The sequence below is a fragment of the Psychrobacter sp. H27 genome (genome assembly GCF_059072655.1).
The window spans coordinates 3,112,919-3,131,933 of the sequence record NZ_JCACRX010000001.1 but is presented as its reverse complement, the minus strand read 5'-3'; the positions used below and the strand labels follow the sequence as shown (position 1 = coordinate 3,131,933).

13 protein-coding genes are annotated in these 19,015 nt (G+C 44.4%); 4 read left to right on the top strand and 9 right to left on the bottom strand.

Going from position 1 to position 19,015, the window contains the following annotated elements:
- Positions 1-61: 61 nt before the first annotated feature.
- From msbA to rsmG, 6 genes are all read right to left on the bottom strand, one after another.
- Positions 62-1,849 (bottom strand): lipid A export permease/ATP-binding protein MsbA, encoded by a 1,788-nt coding sequence (msbA, locus tag AC5JPY_RS12870; protein WP_493852690.1) that lies wholly within the window; start codon positions 1,847-1,849, stop codon positions 62-64.
- A 75-nt stretch (positions 1,850-1,924) separates the two neighbouring features.
- Positions 1,925-2,356 (bottom strand): ExbD/TolR family protein, encoded by a 432-nt coding sequence (locus AC5JPY_RS12865; RefSeq protein ID WP_493852689.1) that lies wholly within the window; start codon positions 2,354-2,356, stop codon positions 1,925-1,927.
- 85 nt (positions 2,357-2,441) lie between these two features.
- A complete protein-coding gene (locus AC5JPY_RS12860) occupies positions 2,442-3,167 on the bottom strand; it encodes a MotA/TolQ/ExbB proton channel family protein (RefSeq protein WP_493852688.1) in 726 nt (241 codons plus the stop codon).
- Positions 3,168-3,267: 100 nt separating this feature from the next.
- Positions 3,268-4,425 carry a ParB/RepB/Spo0J family partition protein gene (locus AC5JPY_RS12855; protein ID WP_493852687.1) on the bottom strand — a complete coding sequence of 386 codons (1,158 nt, stop codon included), beginning with the start codon at positions 4,423-4,425 and terminating at the stop codon, positions 3,268-3,270.
- Between the two features lie 147 nt (positions 4,426-4,572).
- The gene (locus AC5JPY_RS12850) at positions 4,573-5,352 is read right to left on the bottom strand and encodes a ParA family protein (RefSeq protein WP_493852686.1); all 780 of its coding nucleotides are present in this window, start codon (positions 5,350-5,352) and stop codon (positions 4,573-4,575) included.
- A gap of 246 nt (positions 5,353-5,598) precedes the next feature.
- A complete protein-coding gene (rsmG, locus tag AC5JPY_RS12845) occupies positions 5,599-6,318 on the bottom strand; it encodes a 16S rRNA (guanine(527)-N(7))-methyltransferase RsmG (protein ID WP_493852685.1) in 720 nt (239 codons plus the stop codon).
- A gap of 397 nt (positions 6,319-6,715) precedes the next feature.
- Between rsmG and AC5JPY_RS12840 the strand changes: the two genes are divergently transcribed.
- The 3 genes from AC5JPY_RS12840 to AC5JPY_RS12830 all read left to right on the top strand — a co-directional run bounded on the left by AC5JPY_RS12840 (position 6,716) and on the right by AC5JPY_RS12830 (position 11,558).
- Positions 6,716-9,442, top strand: coding sequence for an AAA family ATPase (locus tag AC5JPY_RS12840; RefSeq protein WP_493852684.1), 2,727 nt, complete (start codon positions 6,716-6,718; stop codon positions 9,440-9,442).
- Positions 9,443-9,668: 226 nt separating this feature from the next.
- On the top strand, positions 9,669-10,808 hold the full coding sequence (locus AC5JPY_RS12835) for a helix-turn-helix transcriptional regulator (protein ID WP_493852683.1): 1,140 nt from the start codon (positions 9,669-9,671) through the stop codon (positions 10,806-10,808).
- Between the two features lie 102 nt (positions 10,809-10,910).
- A complete protein-coding gene (locus AC5JPY_RS12830) occupies positions 10,911-11,558 on the top strand; it encodes a TerD family protein (protein WP_493852682.1) in 648 nt (215 codons plus the stop codon).
- Between the two features lie 197 nt (positions 11,559-11,755).
- On the opposite strand, the gene AC5JPY_RS12825 is transcribed toward AC5JPY_RS12830, so the two are convergent.
- Positions 11,756-12,739, bottom strand: a complete 984-nt coding sequence (locus tag AC5JPY_RS12825; RefSeq protein ID WP_443524254.1) for an ion transporter — start codon at positions 12,737-12,739, stop codon at positions 11,756-11,758.
- An 814-nt stretch (positions 12,740-13,553) separates the two neighbouring features.
- Between AC5JPY_RS12825 and AC5JPY_RS12820 the strand changes: the two genes are divergently transcribed.
- Positions 13,554-14,180: an OmpW/AlkL family protein gene (locus AC5JPY_RS12820; RefSeq protein ID WP_493843393.1), complete on the top strand. Its 627-nt coding sequence runs from the start codon at positions 13,554-13,556 to the stop codon at positions 14,178-14,180.
- A gap of 214 nt (positions 14,181-14,394) precedes the next feature.
- On the opposite strand, the gene AC5JPY_RS12815 is transcribed toward AC5JPY_RS12820, so the two are convergent.
- Positions 14,395-16,116: a 2-oxo acid dehydrogenase subunit E2 gene (locus AC5JPY_RS12815; protein WP_493852681.1), complete on the bottom strand. Its 1,722-nt coding sequence runs from the start codon at positions 16,114-16,116 to the stop codon at positions 14,395-14,397.
- 25 nt (positions 16,117-16,141) lie between these two features.
- Positions 16,142-18,955 carry a pyruvate dehydrogenase (acetyl-transferring), homodimeric type gene (gene aceE, locus AC5JPY_RS12810; protein ID WP_443524259.1) on the bottom strand — a complete coding sequence of 938 codons (2,814 nt, stop codon included), beginning with the start codon at positions 18,953-18,955 and terminating at the stop codon, positions 16,142-16,144.
- Positions 18,956-19,015: the final 60 nt, after the last annotated feature.

The following is a 19,015-nucleotide window of genomic DNA, read 5'->3' as shown; positions in this document are numbered from 1 at the left end:
CGGTTGTTCCAGTTTTTAAGACTACCAGACTTACCATAAATCAAAGTACAGATATGTGATGCTATTCAAAATCTCGAGCATACATTTGCGCATAGTGACCCTGTAGTTGCATCAGCTCGTCATGCGTTCCTAGCTCAACGATTTGACCGCCATCCATCACAGCAATACGATCAGCGGACTCGATCGTCGTCAAACGATGCGCGATTACTAGTGTCGTGCGGTCTTTCATGACATTATCGAGGGCTTGTTGAATGTAGTATTCTGACTCATTATCAAGCGCACTAGTGGCCTCATCTAAAATTAAAATCGGTGCATCTTTTAGTAGCGCACGAGCAATAGACAGTCGTTGACGCTGCCCACCCGACAGCTGTAGTCCTTCAGCACCGATTTCACTTTGGTAGCCGTTTGGCATCTTCATAATAAAGTCATGCGCAAAAGCCGCTTTTGCAGCCTGTTCGATCTCAGCTTGGGTTCTATCAGCCAAGCCGCCATAAGCAATATTGTTCAATACTGTCGTGTTAAATAGCACCACTTGTTGATTCACCATGGCGATTTGTGCACGCAAGCTTTCTAATTTGATGTCTTCAATGGGCATGTTATCTAGAGTAATTTGCCCTGAGGACGTCTCTAAGGTACGTGTTAGAAGATTCACTAAGGATGACTTACCCGCCCCGCTTCTTCCGACTAGTGCAACTGTCTCGCCTGCTTTTATATCTAAGGTAAAGTCGCGTAGAGCGACCGTTGAGTCTGGATATACCAAGCTGATATTGTCCAAAGACATTTGACCGGATAACGCCTTACTAATAGTACCTGTGTCTTCCTCTTCTGGTTCATCAAGTAACGCAAAAATCGACTCACCAGCAGCAATACCTTTTTGCAACTTTTGATTGATATCGGTCAGTGATCGGACAGGCTTACTAAGCAGACCAGCCGCCGCAATATAAGAGATAAACTCGCCCGCTGAAATATTACTGATGACTGAAGGTCTAAGGGCAAGCCATACCACCACTGACATGGCTATCGCCATTAATAGCTGTACTGCTGGGGTATTGATACTATTGGTGACGACTACCTTCATGCCTTGGCGTAAATTCTTTTTTGAAGTCTTATCAAAACGCTCAGCTTCGTACGCTTGTCCACCGTAGTTCTTTACCACCTGATAGCCACCGATGACTTCATTGGTGATATGACTGACACTACCCATCGTTTTTTGGATACCTTTAGACAGCTTAAGGTAACGCTTAGAAGCGATACGGATAAGCCATAAAATAGGTGGTAACACCACAAACAAAATGAGCGTCAAGCGCCAGTTGCTGTACAACAAAAAGCCTATCAATGCCACAACCGTCAAACCATCACGTAGCAAGGTCTTCATTGAGTCGGTACTGGCAGCAGTGACTTGCTCTACATCAAATATCAACTTGGATGAAATCGTACCAGCAGGGTTGGCCAAATAGAATGAACTTGGTAGACGTAGTAGTTTATTAAATACCTCTACACGCAGCTCATAGACCAGATTACGTGACACCAAAGCAGTGTAATAGTTACCCAAAAAGCTACCCACACCGCGTACAAAAAACAAGGCAATGATCAATAAAGGGAATAAAGCTTGTTTGCTTCGGTCACTTTGATTGATGGCATCAGTGATGTATTGCAATAGCTTGGCAATCCAAATCTCAGTGCCTGCATTGATAGCAAAACCCACAACCGTTAGGAGCAAAGCCCACCAATACGGCTTTAGATATCTCAATAAGCGCAATAAGGTCTTACTTTTGGGCGGACTAGAGGGTGCTGCTGAAGGTTTTTTAGCAGAAGGTTTTGTAGAGTCAGATGTATAAGCTTGGCTCATAAAAGCCTCAATGTAGGTGTCATGACATGAATGGGCTGTGCTTGACACACAGTTTATAGTAATGATGCGCAAGTATTATTGCGGCAAAGTTTGACCAAGTGGGACAACGGTGCTGATATTCAGGTTCAAAAAGCCAAGTTTGCCAGCGACATCCATCACCCGTACGACAGACTGATGGGTAGCGTTGGCATCCGCTGCAATCACAAAGAGCATATTGCGATTGCTCCCTGCTTCTTGCTGCAACATGCTGGTCAGTTCAGCCTCGTTGCTACTGGCGAGCGTAATACCATTGACCAGGTAACTGCCATCTTCTTGTACAGCCACTTCAATGCTATTTTGTGGTTCTGTCTGTGCCACACCTTCTGCTTCAGGAAGGATAATGTTTAAGCGACTAAAGTGGTTAAAGGAGGTAGCCAGTAGCAAAAAGACAATCAAAAATAATAAGCAGTCGATCATCGGTGTTAGATTAATCTCAAGCGGCTCAACCGTCGGTTTTCTAAAGCGCATATGAATCTCTTCAAATTATCTAGTGCGCATGGGCATACTTTCGTATGAAAACCATCGCTATTATATAGAATCAAAACTATGACCGTTATGGTGTCGCCATGTTGACCTTGTCTGTATCTAAGCCTGCATCTAACTGACTTCTAACATGCTCATCCGTGGCTACTATACTATTGGCAGATGCCGACGTGCGAGTGTTTTCGAGCAATTGGTAGTCGTATAGCTCTTGAATCATAAGTCCTGCTTGCGTCTCGAACTGCGCATTGATATCGATGATACGGCGCTGAAAATATCGATACGCCACCAGTGCTGGGATAGCCACGATCATGCCAGCAGCCGTCGTGATTAGTGCTTGTGACACACCAGCAGCAAGCATAGTTGGATCTTGCATCGCACCATCAGTGATGGCTAAGAATGAAGAGATAATACCTAATACGGTACCCAATAATCCAAGCAATGGCGCAATAGCACCAATCGTACCCAGCATATTGATATTTTTTTCTAATTGATGCACTTGTACGCTGGCACGGTTTTGCATATGCATGGTCATAGACTCTAAGCCATACTGACGATAGAGCAGACCTGTTGCCAAAATATCACCAAGCGCTGTCTTTTCTTTGACATTCATCAGCTGCGTACGGCCAATATCACCATTTTCACGTAAGCGAGTGATGAGCTGCTCTCGTAGTCTAGTGGGCACAATTTTGTTAAATTGTAGCGTATGGCTACGCTCAATGATGATAACCAGTGCTAATATAGAACAGACGACGATAGGTGTCATTAGCCAGCCACCTGCCTTTACTAACTCCCACATACTTACTTTCTTCCATGTTCTCAAAACAGTTATGACGTAGACGGATTCATGCGTAAACAATTGCTACTAATAAATCAGTCCTACTAATTCGCGTGTTGTCCTAAGCCTGCGCTTCTATATGCTTGATCAAAGCGGCCAGTTGATCTTGATTATGGAAGAATATCTCAACACTACCCTGTCCATCTTTTTTATGCTTGAGTTTGACTTCGGCGCCTAGCATATCCGTCAGTCTTTGAGTGAGACGCTCAGCGTCACGAGATTGCGCTTGTTCGATACGATTGGCTTTGGGAGCCGGCTGCAAGATAGATTTGACCAGTTTTTCCGCTTCTCGCACCGTCATGCCGCCATCGATAATTTTTTGCGCGATAATAGGCTGCTGCTCAGAAGACAATGCCAATAGCGTACGGGCATGACCCATATCTAGCGCGCTGGTTGCCAAATGGTCTTTTACCGTATCATGTAATTGATTCAACCGCAGTAGATTCGATACCGTTGTACGTGCCTTGCCAACGACTTCAGCAATCATGGCATGACTCATACCGAACTCAGTATGAAAGCGCTGCAATGCTGCTGCTTGCTCAATGACGGATAAGTCTTCACGCTGGATGTTCTCGATCAATGCGAGTGCAATGGCGAGCTCGTCAGATAGCGCACGTTCAATAGCTGGAATAACCGACTTTCCTGCCATTTTTGCCGCGCGCCAGCGACGCTCACCCGCGATAATTTCGTGAGTAACAAAATCTTCACTTTTATCTTCATTGGCTAGCAAAGGACGAATCACAATAGGCTGCATCACGCCATGCTGCTCAATAGAAGACGCCAACTCTGCAAGCGCCGTTTCACTCATATCACGACGTGGCTGATATTTGCCCGCTTGTAAAAGGGTGACATCGATTTGTACGAGGCTGATTTGATCTTCTTGCGTACTTGCCTCTGTGCTGCTATTGCGTGACTTAGCAGCAGTAGACTTACTTGCAGCTCGCGGACTACGCGGTGCGCGAGTACCGTTGTCGCTATCAGCATCATTAGACGTTGTAGTCGATTTTTTGCTAGTTTTAATCGAAGTAGTATCAGCAGTCGCAGCTGCCGCGTTGGTATCGGCAGGCACTTTGGGATTCGGTGTTTCAGCTGGCGACATGTTGTCACGTGCAGCCATATCGTCTTGCAAGGCAGAGGCGGTGATTTGCTTTTCTTTTTTGATTGATCCCAATAAGGCATCTAAGCCTCGATTGGCAGCCAACCCTCTTTTCTTCGCCATGATTACCTATCCTCTAACGCTAAAATAAAAGCCTATTGATTACTATTACGGCTTACTAAATACAATTTTCAGTGCTTTGTTGTCCAACTGATTGCTTACTGTCTTTACCAGTGACACTCGCTTATATAAACAACGCTTATATAAAAATCAACTGCTCTGCTTTATGACTTCAGCAGCCAGCTTTTGGTACGCGCGTGCGCCTTTTGACCATCTCTCATAAGCAATGACGGGCAAACCATGTGCAGGCGCTTCTGCTAGGCGAATATTTCTTGGAATATGTGTCTTGTACATGATATCGCCAAAATGCGCTTCTAATTCAGCAGACACATCTCGAGCAAGCGTATTACGCGCATCAAACAGCGTTCTCACGACGCCGCGAATGTATAACTTAGGGTTTAACTCTGTTAGACGCTCAATCGTCTGGGATAAATCAGCCAACCCTTCTAACGCATAGTACTCACACTGCATCGGAATAATGACACTATCGGTTGCGACCAACGCATTAATGGTCAGCAGATTCAAACTAGGCGCACAATCTATAATTACATAATCGTATGGCTGTTTTTTATTAGCGATTTGATTATTAACCAAATCTGCCATGGCGGTTTTGAACAATTCATGGCTATCAGTCTTACTCATTAACGTGATATCCATACCTGCCAAATCACGGTTGGCACCGATAACATCAAACCCAGCAGGGCTAGTGACAATGGCTTCAGTCAATGATACCCCATCAAGCAAAACGTCTGCTATGGTAAGCGTTAGCTCATTTTTATCAACACCAGTGCCGCTGGTTGCATTACCCTGTGGGTCTAAGTCAATCAACAGTACATGCTTGCGCTTAGCAGCTAAACTGGCGGTCAAATTTACCGCCGTTGTGGTTTTGCCCACACCGCCCTTTTGATTCGCAATTGCTATGATTTCCATACACTCACTCAATATTATTAAAATCTATTACTTGATTTTTCTTTTAATGTATTTAATGCAGTTGGTAACACTCATACTGGTAAATTCGTACTGGACCAGCACTCTCAATCCGCAGCCGTTTCAGACGTTCACTGCTTAGTTTTCGCTTGCGTAGTTTTAGCGCTTTTAAATACTATGTCATTTGAGTACAAACGTAAACTATGTTTCACAAAAAATGATAGTTGTTTCATGACTGAGAAGTGTTTGTCATTTCGATGTTTTGACAGACATCTCAATCAAATGACGGCTGTCATGCAGACGTGGTACTGATAACTTGATCGTTTTGATATGCCACTCACTATTGAGCGCTTGCAGCTCTTCATCACTCGGTGCTTTGCCTTTCATGGCACACAGATAGCCGCCATCTACTAATCTTGGCTGCGCTACCTCAACAAAATCTATCAAACTGGCAAATGCTCTAGAAGTCACTACGTCGTAACTGGCCTCGTGTGCTTCGATACGTGAAGCGATTGGCTGCATATTACCCAAACCAAGTTCACTGCTGATTTGCTTGATAAAGCGAATCTTTTTCTGATTGCTATCAAGTGCTGTACATTGGCGATCAGGCTGACAAATCGCAATAATCACTGCAGGCAACCCTGCTCCTGTGCCAATATCAAGCAGTGAACCTGCTGGTAAATGCATTATAATAGACAAACAATCAATCACATGTTTGATCAGTGCTTCTTCTGGATCGGTAATGGCGGTCAGATTATACGCTTTATTCCATAACAAAAGCTGGTCTAAGTATAATAATAACGTGCGCTGCTGTTTATCACTTAGAGATAAACCGAGCTCGGCTATTGCTTGTGCTAAGATATTAGCAAGCGTTGGCAGCTGTGCCCCAAGTTTGACAAAGCCAGTCGGATCAATACGGATGTTACCCGTGTTAGCAGACGATGAAGAGGTTTTAGCGGAAGCTGACATACAACGAGTTATCCAGTTTTACATGTGAACCGCCTATTTTATCATGTGACCCGCTCATTGAATAGTTGCAGATTGCGCCAATGTGGGACATCTTATACTATCTACGCTTATTGTGAGGCGTTATTCTGCTGTAATAGCATGACATGAGCCATTTATTGTTTTTTTATTCATTGTGCTATGTCAATTATCCAAATATGATACAAAACTGCGCTCAATGACTTCGTTAAAATGCAGCTACATCTTGTAAGATGTCTTTATTGAAAGTGATAGTTTTAGAACAAACAAGCCTCGTATAAAATACCATACCCCAATCTATACCTTTAAGATGATGTTTTAATATCCTATGACTGAGCAACTCCGCACCCCTATATCTCAAATATCAAAAGACGCTAACAATATGGTACTACCTACCGCTGACTCAAAAAATAATCAGCAAGACACACCTAATACGCCCAATCCTATTTTTATAGAGGTTCAGCAAAATTGCCGCATATCAGCTGAGCAACTAAAGCGCTATAGTGACCCTGATGAGCTGCCTACAGACACCCGCACGGCACCGGACTTGGATGTCGGTTTTGGTCAGCAGCGCGCACTCAAAGCATTGCATACGGCTCTAGATATCAAGGCTAGTGGCTACCATGTATTTGCTGCTGGTGAGAACGGTTTGGGCAAACGCACGGTTATTAGTCGCCTGCTTACCCGCATCGCCGCTGATGCACCAACGCCTGACGATTGGGTCTATGTGCATAATTTTACTGATCCCCGTACGCCGCTCGCACTGCATCTGCCTGCAGGTCAAGCATTACAACTACAGCAGCACGTTAATAGCTTATGGCAACAAGCCAAAAAGCGACTGAGCCAACGGTTTCGTAGTGACCAATACCAAAGTAAAATTGAAGCGATAAAGAACAATACGCATCAAAAAGAAAGTCATGCCTATGATGCGCTAAACGCTGAAGGCAAACAATATGACTTAGCTTTGACGTTTCGCTCGTTTGATAATAAAGCAGTTTTTGTGCATCCCAGTCAACTGACGACAGACAATAGCAGCGACCACTCAAAGGATTCAAAATCATCTAGCAATGATGAAGACTCATCGCCGATAAATAGTACCGAAAAAGCCAATATACCAAGTAACGATAAAACTAACGGTAATAAAGATCAAAACAACGCCCAAAATTCTGAGTATGGCAATAGCGAGTACGAAGCGGAGTTAAATAACTTTGTACAGAAAAACCATATGCAAAAACGGCTCAGCCAACTGACAATCGCTTTAGAGCAGTTAGAAGATGAAGCCAACGATGCAATCGAGTCATTGCATCGCAGTATCGCGCACCGTGCGCTACAACCTTTGTTTGCGCCAATTTATGAGCAGTTTGCCACTCACCCGCTGGTTGTTGATTACCTCAAAACTGTGTTTGCTGATATGGTTGCTCATGTAGAGCGCATCGTCAACGGTGATGATGAAGAATTTGTGTCGGCAGTATTAACCACGACACCCAGCCGTTATGCGGTCAATATTATTGTCAGCCACGTACCAGACAGTGGTGCACCTGTTGTCTTTGAAGACCTGCCGACTCACCTTAATCTGTTGGGTCACGTTGAGCAAATCACTCAATTGGGTACCGTAACGACGGACGTCAGTATGATTCGCGCAGGCGCCTTGCACCGTGCCAATGGCGGCTACCTGCTCCTAGAAGCCAGTCATTTACTTGAGCACCCTTATGCATGGCAAGGTCTAAAGCGCGCATTACAGTCACGCAAAATTAAGCTCTCAAGTCTTGAGCAGATGCTGACCCTAACAGGTAGCTTGTCCTTATCACCTGCGCCCATTGATCTTGATATCAAAGTGATCTTATTAGGTGAAGCAGACTTGTACTATGAGCTGTTAGAGCTTGAGCCTGAGTTCGATGCGGTGTTTAAAGTTCGCGCGGACTTTCATGATGATGTGACGCGCACCAGCGAGCATGAATTGGCACTGGTAGCGAAAATGGCAGACATCATTGACTACGCCGATCTGTATCCTTTCGATAGTAGCGCGCAAGCCACGTTACTTGAGCATTTAAGTTTACAAGCCGAAGAACAAGACCGCCTAAGCTTACATAGTGACTTGCTTATCAAGCTGCTACATGAGTCTAACCGTCATGCGCGTTTGAACGCACAAAATATGGTTACTGCTGACCATGTCGTTCAAGCCATCGACGATATGGATGAGCGTTCAGGATACTTGCGTGATCTGTATTGGGATGAGCTCAAAAACGGGCAGCAACTGATTCAAACCCAAGGCAGTGCTGTTGGACAGGTCAACGCCCTAACTGTCGTCAGTTACGCTGATAGTGAGTTTGGTATGCCTGCGCGTCTCACTGCGGTTATTCAACCCAATATTGGCGCAGGCGAAATACTTGATATTGAGCGTGATGTAGATTTGGGTGGTAGCTTGCATGCTAAGGGCATGCTGATCATGACCAGCTATTTACGAGCGCTTTTTAGCCAGCACCATGCCCTAAATTTTAGTGCCTCGCTCGCATTTGAACAAAGCTACGCTCATATCGATGGCGATAGCGCCACTGTCAGCGAAGGCTGCGCCCTACTATCCGCCTTAGCTAATGTCCCCATTGATCAATCATTTGCCATCACTGGTTCCATGAATCAGCTGGGTGAAGTACAGGCTGTTGGCGGCATCAACGCCAAAATCGCTGGGTTTTTTGATGCCTGCCGTGAGCAAGAACTCACAGGTGGGCAAGGCGTGGTTATTCCGATGGCCAATGTCAAACAACTGATGTTACGTGACGATATCATTGCTGCTGTAAGAGACGGCAACTTTCATATCTATGGTGTTTATACATTGAGTGAAGCCTTGACCTTGATGACAGGTCTACCCATCGACACCATGAACAAGAAAGGTCGATATCGCAAAAATACGCTATTCGGTAAAGTTCTGGATCGTCTGATGCTGTGGGATGAAAACCAAGATGGTGATGATGAGGTCGATGATAAAAAGTCAAAAAAGAAAGAGAAAAAAAAGCGTAAAGCAAAACGTCAGAAAAAAGAGGATAAAAGAAAGGAAGAAAATCGTAAAGACGAAAATGGTGAGACTGAAGTCATTGATGATGAATCGCTTTAGTACCTACTAGCTTTAGTATCTACCATATTAGTCTTCATTATTAAATGAAGAGCGTTCGATATGGCGTTGACATGTACGAACGTCCCTAGACGCCACGATGCTTTTCTGCGATGATAAACGGCTGCTAACTGGTTAAAACCTATAAAATATTAGCCTTTAAAGCATTAATCTTGAAAATATTGACCTATAAAAAAATGACCTATGACTTCATAAAGGGTATCTCTTAATGACTGTACGTCCTACCACTGCCAATGACATCCACGCTCAAGCCAACGCTACTGAGCAAGAGAATATGCTGGTGGCTACAGACAGCAACGCGCTAAAAGAGAGCAATGACAACCGTCATGGAGCGGCGACGACCGCTCGTCAATGGCAGGTGTTGTCACAGCTACAGCGCAATCGCTGGGTAGGCACCACCCATATTTACGAACAGCTCATGATGGCAGGTTTCGATATCAGCCTACGTACTGTACAGCGTGATTTGAATGCGCTGGCCAAACGCTTTCCTATCGAAAAAAACAATGCCAATCCTCAAGGCTGGCGCTGGAAAGAAGATGCCCCGCTACAAAGCTTACCGCACATGAACTTATCGCAAGCCGTTGCCTTCAATATGGTCGAGGCCAATCTGACTCAGCTATTGCCACCTGTCATTTTAGATGAGCTGTTCCCTTGGTTTGACTTGGCAAGACGACAACTCAAAAATAGTAAAGTGACACATTCTTGGATAGACCGCGTTCGTATCGAGCCTGCGACTCAGCCACTCATTGCGCCACACATAGACTTAGACAGCAAAGACAACATCTATCATGCTCTATTTTATCAGTTACAAATCAATGCCTGCTATACTCGCAGCAATAAGTCAGAAGCCAGTGAGTATACGCTAAACCCTATTGCTATCATTCAGCGTGGTGTGATTATCTATCTACTGGCCACTCGTACCGATGATCCAGACGTCATCATTCGCACCTTTGCGCTACACCGATTTGATAGTGTGGAGATTTTAGAAAGTACCGCACAAACCCCAGATAACTTTCAACTCGATACGTATCTGGACGAAGGCAGTATGGGGTTTAGTCACCCGTTTTTCGGTGAACTGGCTGAGCGTGGTAAAAACACCACCATTGAGCTACAATTTACGCAGCAAGCAGGTAGAAGCCTCACCGAGAGTAAATTGAGTGACGATCAAGTTGTCATAGCAAATGATGACGGAACCTTAACGATAAAAGCGACGGTTAATCTGACCTCACAACTGGTTTGGTGGCTACGTGGTTTTGGCAATGGGTTGTTAGGTGCTAAGCCTGAGTTGTTATACCAAGCGGTATTAGACAAACCTCGAGCGACAACGAATACTGATAGTGATGTCTAAGCTGAGTAATACTTAGACCACAATATGCGCTAAGAACCAAGAACCAAGAACCAAGAACCAAGAACCAAGAATTAACCACTAAGAATTGAAAAAAGGAATGTTATGCCGACCACTGCCCCATCACCACTGCTTTCCGACAGTTTAAGAGGACTGGGCTTGGATACGGGAACCTTATTTTTTGCGCTCAATTATGAATTTACCAAGATTGAGCCAAAAGGGTTATTTAAGCGTTTTAAAAAGGACAAAAGCGCAGTCGATATCGACTTAGCGTGCGTCTTATATGATGACAACTGCATCATTAGTGACATTGTCTGGTTCAAACAACTGCGTGATAGAGCCGAATCAGTCAAGCATCAAGGAGACAGTCTAAACGGAAAGGATCGCGGTGAGCAAGCCATGTATCTTGCGCCACTTGACCAAGAGCAAATTAGATTGGAGTTAGAAGAAGTTCCAGAACATATCACTCATATTGCGTTGCTTGCCAACTCATACCATGGTCACGCGTTTTCAAGAGTTAAGAAAGGCGAGATTCATCTGAGCGATGACGAGGGCAACCGCTGTTTTGAAGTCAACCTAAAACAGCTGCCACGTGACTGTAAAACACTTTGGGTTGCTCATTTGCGTCGTTCTGTTGATGACTGGCATCTGACGCTACAAAACCTACCACTAGATGCAGAAGATCTATCAAGTGCAGGACAGCAAGTGGCCCATGAGTTGGCACGTGCGATGCCGATTCCTCAGGGTGTATAGTCCTAGATATACATTATCAACAAATAGTAAAATGTAAAAATGGTGCTGCGTTTTGATCACACAGCACTATTTTTTGACCGCTCACACCGTTATCTGGTGACTGTTTAGATTACTATTTGAATGGCCACTTCGATAGCTCCTTCAATAGTCACCTCAATAGCTACTTTAAAAAACATCTACTCCTATCTAATTTTTATCTATAAGACCTCGCCACAATGTGGACAAAAATTCTTTTGACGGTTCTCTACTTCTTTTTCGCGGCGCTCCAACTCTTGTTCACGCAGCACTTGTAATACGATATTTTGCGCCTGCTCTTTGTCCAGTCCTAGCTCGCGGCGAATCTTATCAATCATCATCTGATTTTGTACCAAATCAAAGTCGCTATCGATCAGCTGCTCTCGGAAATGCTGCTCCAGCTCTTCACGCCGCTGCGCGAGCTCATTTGCCAGACCTGTGGCCAGAATACCTGCAGGCAGTGCTGCGAGACCCACACCCAATATGGTAATGATTGCCCCCAATATCTTGCCAGCATTGGTGATTGGGGTTACATCGCCGTAGCCCACAGTAGTAAGCGTAACTACAGCCCACCACATCGCTTTGGGTATCGACTCAAACTCTTCTGGTTGGGCGTGATTTTCAACCAAGTAAATACCGCTCGATGCCGTCACAATCATGATAATTAATATAAAAATAACAGCTTGAAACGAGCCTCGCTCTTTACTGATAACCACCAGTAGAATACGCATGGACGCAAAATAGCGAGTCAGCTTGAGGATACGGAACAGACGCAGAATCCGTAGGAAACGCAAATCAATCGTGACAAAGAAGTTTAGGAACGCTGGGACAATCGCTACCAAATCGATGAGTGCTGACGGGCTTCTGATCCAATCCCAACGCTGCTTCCACGTTGTATTGTCAGGCTTGGCTTCAGCGACGCTCCATAATCGCAACAAATACTCGATAGAAAATATCACAATAGAGAAGTTTTCAAACCACGTAAAATATTCCTGATACGGGTAATACCAACTATCTACTGACTCCGCTATCACGGCTGCCACATTGGTCATAATCAAGAATATAAGAAAATAATCGAGATAACGACTAAATAACGTGTCGTGCGCTTCGTTTTGCAAAACATCATAAACAAAATGACGCAAGCGCCGTATAGATTGGAATAGCATGCCGTCCCTATGCGGTGAAACACCGGTATTATATTAGTAGAATAAAACAGTGATCATAGAATATGACTACCTATATGTTCAAAAAGACAGATGGTCAAAAAATAGCTCATTTGATGGAGCGCCTGACAGCTTATGACAGCCCCTGACTTGAAGCCACTCATATTACTCATAGTTTTATCATACTTGACCATAAAGGGTTACGTAAATTTTGAATAATAGATATAGACAGATATGAGCAGCATCAGTGCGGTTGATAAAATAGAGAGTCTTAAAAACTGCTCATCAGCAATGAGCTGTTGGCTTATATCTTGAGCAGGCACCAAAAACAAATTGCATTCAGGGCAACAAGAGTCTACCTGATTCAATATCTTTGTAGAGCGTGCATTCTCACAGCGTAGAGGAGAATTACTACAATAACCGAGCATAATATATTACGCCTCTTGTCATATCATCAATATCAATTCCATAAGCCATTATCAATCGTTAATAATTTGACGCTCATCAACTCTTCGATTCAGATAACCATTATTATCTCAGTTTTTTGAACCAGTTATATCAGAGTATCACAATGCGGTTGTACCCTATCCCACAATAATTAGTTTTTTAACAGTCAAAAGCTGTCAAATAATTCCTTCTATCGTTAGTGACTAAATAAAAGCACTTAAATCTCAAATTAAAACCTTACAATAAATGTGGTTTTAAACTATAATGATGCCATGATGTTACAGATTAATTATCTATTATAACATTATGTATCAGTGTACAATGCCATCCCTCATTTCACTGACCCTTTTCACATTTTAGGAACCAACCAATGAAACTACAATCCCTAGTTTTGGTAGCTGCTGCACTTACGATGACCACTGCTTTCGCTGTTCCTGCTGGCACATGGTCTGTTGCCGCTGGCGCCCATATGGTCGACCCAAAAAGCGACAACGGTACATTAGTCGACGGTACACTAGCAGTAAAAGTAGATGATGATATCCGTCCAACTATCAGCGGCGAATACTTTATCGCTAACAATGTTGGTGTCGAATTACTTGCAGCCATCCCATTTCATCATGACTTCGACCTGAACAACGCTGATGGCAATGAATTTTTGACAGGTAGTACCCAACATTTACCACCTACGCTTTCTGTACAGTATCACTTCGATAATGACAGTATGCCAATGAATATCAAGCCTTTTATCGGTGTTGGTGTGAACTACACGACATTTTTTAAAGAAAGAATCTCTAGTGGTGGTGATTTAGATCTTGATGATAGCGTTGGCGTAGCTGGTCACGTAGGTCTTGATATTCCTTTTGCCCCTACTGAGGCATTCCGAATCGATGCACGCTACATGGACATCAAAACCGATGCTACTTTAGACGGTAGTGATATCGGTGAAATTGATATCAGCCCTTGGGTATATGGCGTTGCCTTTGTCAAACAGTTCTAAGCCAGTCAAGTATCATGACTCAAAAGAGCCAGCTTATTAGCTGGCTCTTTTATACTTACTAATTACTGTTTATCACTTGCTACTCACTATGACTACCATCTACACCTAGCCTAATCATTAAATAGCTGTTTTTAGAATAGTGGTTTCTAGAAACGAAAAGCAAGCCATAAAAAAGACCATCCGTAGACAGTCTTTTTTTGTTTATCAGTGAGTGTTAGATCAAGATACGACGTGGATCTGCAAGCAAGGTCGCAACATAGCGGGTAAACACTGCGGCATCGGCACCATTGATAACACGGTGATCATAAGATAATGATAATGGCAGCATCAGGCGCGGCTCGAAAGTCTGCTTAGCATCATTCCAGACAGGCTGCATAGTGGCTTCTGAAGCTCCTAAGATACCTACTTGTGGCCAGTTGACCAGTGGTGTAAATGCTGTACCACCTAGGATACCTTGGCTTGAGATAGTAAAGCTTGCACCTTGTAGATCTTTGGTACTGAGCTTCTTATCGCGAGCCTTGACAGCAAGCTCTCCAATCTCAATTGCGATTTGCTTGATACCTTTATCTTGCGCATCCTTAATAACAGGTACAATCAGACCATCATCAGTTGCTACTGCGATACCCATATTGACACTCTTACGCAAGATAATTTGCGTGTTGTCATCGCTTAAATGACTGTTGAAGCGAGGGTGCTGAGTGAGCGCATATGCAGTCGCCTTAACGATAAAGGCCAAGATAGTCAGCCCAACCCCTTCAGCTTTCATGCCCCCTTTTAACTCACCACGCAGTTTTTCAGTCTCGGTAATATCAGACAAATCAAACTGTGTCACTTGTGGCAGCAAGGTATTGTAGTTCAGCTGCGGTATTGATACTTTTTGCAGACGGCTGAGGTCTTGGGTTTCTGTCTCACCCCAAACCTCTGTATTACTCATGTCAGGCAGTTTCGGTAGACCTGAGCTTACAGCACTGCTGCTCACAGGCGCTGCTTTTTGCTTGGTTAGGCTGTCTTTGACATGAGCAAACAGATCTTCTTTTAGGATACGATCATTTAATGCTGAGCCAGACACTTGCGTGATATCCACACCTAACTGACGCGCAAGCTTACGCACGGCAGGACCTGCATACACATCAACTAGTTTTTCATTGACCTGTGCTTCAGTGAGTTTACCCTCTGGTCTGCTAGCAGCTGTGTCAGTACTGCTCGGTTTGGCGGCTTGTTTTGGCTCACCAGTGGTTTTAGGCGCTGTTTTATCTTCTGCTTTAGCGGATGCTGACTCTTGTGGTTTAGAGGCTTCAGGCTCACTATCACTAGCACTATCTGTACCGCTTTCTATAATAACGATAAAGTCCTGACCGTTGGCAACCATATCCCCTGCTTCGACCAATATTTTTTCGATCTTACCGGCAACGGGTGCCGGCACTTCAACTGAAGCTTTATCAGATTCGATCAATAAAATCGACTGTTCAGCGCTGACAGTATCACCAACACTAACCATAATCTCAGAAACCTGTGCTTCATCAACACCTAGGTCAGGCAACACATGAGTCGTTGCTTGACCAGCACCAGTGGCTGGCTTAGCAGTAGACTCTGATCGCTCTGGTTCAGTAGTGTCAGGCTCAGATTTTTCTTCTGTTTCAGCAGATGCGTCCTTTGCAGTGTTCTCATCTTGTTTGTCATCAGCAGCGCTATCGCTGTCATTGCTATCATCTACACTTTCAAGCTCAATCAGCACCATACCTTCACTGACTTGATCACCAATAGCAATACTAATTTTAGTGACTTTACCAGCAGCGGAGCTTGGCACTTCGACTGATGCTTTGTCAGACTCTAACAACACGATGTTGTCGTCTTTTGCAATGACATCGCCAACTTCTACCATAATCTCGCTGACTTCGGCGCTATCCACACCTAAATCGGGGGCTTTAATGTCCATGATTTATTTCCTCGTCTTATGGTTATTATTCTTTGACATCACTATCATCGAGTACATTTGCATCTGCTTGGTCTTCAGCGCGTCCCTCATCACTGATTTCATCATCATCTTCTTCAACAAACTCAGGAACAGGTTTTGGATTGACATTACCTGGTGCTGGTGCATCTGGAGACTGATCATAATAAGACTGCTGTTGCCATGCAGGTGGGTGATCCACATCGATACCTAAGCTTGAAATCGCGTCTTTGACCAAACGCATCTCAACTTCACCTTCATCCGCTAAGCGCTTCAGCGTTGCCACAACAATATGTGCAGCATCAACGTTAAAGAAACTGCGTAGGTTTTCACGCGTGTCAGAGCGGCCATAACCATCCGTACCCAAAGTCGTATAAGGACGGTTGTCTGGCAACCAAGCACGAATCTGCTCTGAGTAGTTACGCATATAATCTGTCGCAGCAACCACGATACCTTCGTGCGGTGCCAACTGTTCAGTAACCCAAGGCACTTTTTCTTCATCCATTGGATGCAAGCGGTTGTAGTCGTCGCAATCCATACCATCACGAGTCAGCTCATTAAAGCTGGTAACGCTCCAGACGTTAGATGTGATATTGAACTCATCTTTTAGTATCTGTGATGCTTTTTGTACTTCGCGTAAGATCACACCAGACCCTAACAGCTGTACCTGTGCTGAGCCATTGTCTTCTAATAAGTACATACCACGCTTGATACCTTCTTCGCTTCCTTCTGGCATTTCAGGTTGCTCGTAGTTTTCATTCATCAGCGTCAAGTAATAATAGACGCGCTCACCTTCACCATACATACGGCGCAGGCCATCATGCATCACTACCGCCAGCTCATAACCGAAACAAGGGTCATAGGTGACACAATTCGGTACGGTATTGAATAGTATCTGTGAATGACCATCCTGATGCTGCAAACCTTCACCGTTAAGCGTTGTACGACCAGCTGTTGCACCTAGTAAGAAACCCTGTGCCTGACAATCGCCTGCGGCCCAAGCCAAATCACCCACACGCTGGAAACCAAACATTGAGTAATAGATATACATCGGAATCATTGGCAGGGCGTTCACAGAGTAGCTGGTTGCCAAGGCAATCCACGTACTCATTGCGCCCGCTTCGTTGATACCTTCTTCTAACATATGACCATCGATGGCTTCTTTATAACCCATCAACGCTTCACTATCTTCTGGCGTATACTTTTGACCGACCGCTGAATAGATACCCAATTGACGGAACATGCCCTCTAGACCAAATGTACGTGCTTCATCAGGTACGATTGGTACAACGCGATCTTGGATGTCTTTGTTTTTGAGCATCGCAGATAGCAAACGTACAAAGACCATCGTGGTAGATTGCTCTTTGCCATTACTGCCTTTTAATACGCGATCAAACATCGATAGCTCAGGAATATTAAGCGGGATGTGACCACTACGGCGGTTGGGCAGATGACCACCTAACGACTCGCGGCGCCCTTTGAGATATTTCATCTCCGCCGAACCTTCTTCAGGGCGATAGAATGGTAGGGTCTCTAGTTGCTCATCAGTAAACGGTAAATCAAAACGATCACGGAAATACATCAAGGCTTCTTGATCTAGTTTCTTGATCTGATGTGACTTGTTAACGGCTTGCGTTTGAGTAGATAAGCCGTAGCCTTTGACAGTTTTGACCAAAATAACGGTTGGCTGACCTTTTGTCTTCATTGCTTCACTAAAAGCAGCATAGACTTTCACTGGATCGTGGCCACCGCGGTTCAGACGTGCAATCTCTTCGTCTGTCAGCGCATCTGCCATCTCTTCTAACTCTGGGTATTTACCAAAAAACTCTTTTCGGGTAAATTCAGGCGTACGTGCTTCATATAATTGGTACTCACCATCGACCACTTCTTCCATGCGATGTTTAAGCACGCCGGTATGATCTTTACTAAGTAGTGAATCCCAGTTGCCACCCCAGATAACTTTGATGACGCGCCAGCCTGCACCGCGGAACACAGACTCTAGCTCTTGAATGATCTTGCCATTACCACGTACAGGACCATCAAGGCGCTGTAAGTTACAATTGACTACCCATATCAAGTTATCTAGCTTCTCACGACCAGCAAGAGAGATTGCACCTAAGCTTTCTGGCTCATCTGTTTCACCATCACCCAAGAACGTCCAGATTTTACGACCTTCTTTTTCTAGTAATTCGCGGTTTTCCATATAGCGATGTACATGGGCATGGTAAATCGACATGATGGGACCAAGTCCCATTGATACCGTTGGGAACTGCCAATAATCGGGCATTAAGTATGGATGTGGATAGCTTGATAGACCTTTACCACCCACTTCACGGCGGAAGTTATCAAGCTGATCTTCGGTCAAACGACCTTCTAAATAAGAGCGAGCATAGATACCTGGTGCTGAGTGACCTTGGTAATAAATCATATCGCCACCGAAATGATCGCTGGCTGCTCGGAAGAAATGGTTAAAACCAGTCTCATAAAGCGTTGCACTAGAGGCGAATGTCGCTAAGTGACCACCCAAGTCATCATCGTTTTTGTTGGCACGCATAACCATGGCAAGTGCGTTATAACGAATCAAAGCACGTATCTTACGCTCCATGCCTAGATCGCCTGGATACATTGGCTCATCTTCTGCAGCGATACTATTGACGTAAGCGGTATCTAGTCTATTAAAAGGCAGGCCTTCTTGAACTGCCATGTTGTACAACGCCTTTAGTAGAAACTGGGCACGGTCCTTGTCTGCGTGTTTGACCACAGATTCAAAGGCTGCCAGCCACTCTTGGGTTTCGGTGCTATCAGCATCCTTATAATAATTCATTGGTGTTAATCCTTTTATATCAGTCGTACCTGCCTATATGGCAGGGCTTTGTTAAATACT

Bases quoted from the DNA above. Each gene is read 5' to 3' on its own strand.
- AC5JPY_RS12855 (WP_493852687.1), bottom strand. From the start codon at position 4,425: ATGGCGAAGAAAAGAGGGTTGGCTGCCAATCGAGGCTTAGATGCCTTA.
- AC5JPY_RS12860 (WP_493852688.1), bottom strand. From the start codon at position 3,167: ATGTGGGAGTTAGTAAAGGCAGGTGGCTGGCTAATGACACCTATCGTC.
- AC5JPY_RS12850 (WP_493852686.1), bottom strand. From the start codon at position 5,352: ATGGAAATCATAGCAATTGCGAATCAAAAGGGCGGTGTGGGCAAAACC.
- AC5JPY_RS12815 (WP_493852681.1), bottom strand. From the start codon at position 16,116: ATGGACATTAAAGCCCCCGATTTAGGTGTGGATAGCGCCGAAGTCAGC.
- AC5JPY_RS12835 (WP_493852683.1), top strand. From the start codon at position 9,669: ATGACTGTACGTCCTACCACTGCCAATGACATCCACGCTCAAGCCAAC.
- AC5JPY_RS12840 (WP_493852684.1), top strand. From the start codon at position 6,716: ATGGTACTACCTACCGCTGACTCAAAAAATAATCAGCAAGACACACCT.
- aceE (WP_443524259.1), bottom strand. From the start codon at position 18,955: ATGAATTATTATAAGGATGCTGATAGCACCGAAACCCAAGAGTGGCTG.
- AC5JPY_RS12865 (WP_493852689.1), bottom strand. From the start codon at position 2,356: ATGCGCTTTAGAAAACCGACGGTTGAGCCGCTTGAGATTAATCTAACA.
- msbA (WP_493852690.1), bottom strand. From the start codon at position 1,849: ATGAGCCAAGCTTATACATCTGACTCTACAAAACCTTCTGCTAAAAAA.
- AC5JPY_RS12825 (WP_443524254.1), bottom strand. From the start codon at position 12,739: ATGCTATTCCAATCTATACGGCGCTTGCGTCATTTTGTTTATGATGTT.
- AC5JPY_RS12830 (WP_493852682.1), top strand. From the start codon at position 10,911: ATGCCGACCACTGCCCCATCACCACTGCTTTCCGACAGTTTAAGAGGA.
- AC5JPY_RS12820 (WP_493843393.1), top strand. From the start codon at position 13,554: ATGAAACTACAATCCCTAGTTTTGGTAGCTGCTGCACTTACGATGACC.
- rsmG (WP_493852685.1), bottom strand. From the start codon at position 6,318: ATGTCAGCTTCCGCTAAAACCTCTTCATCGTCTGCTAACACGGGTAAC.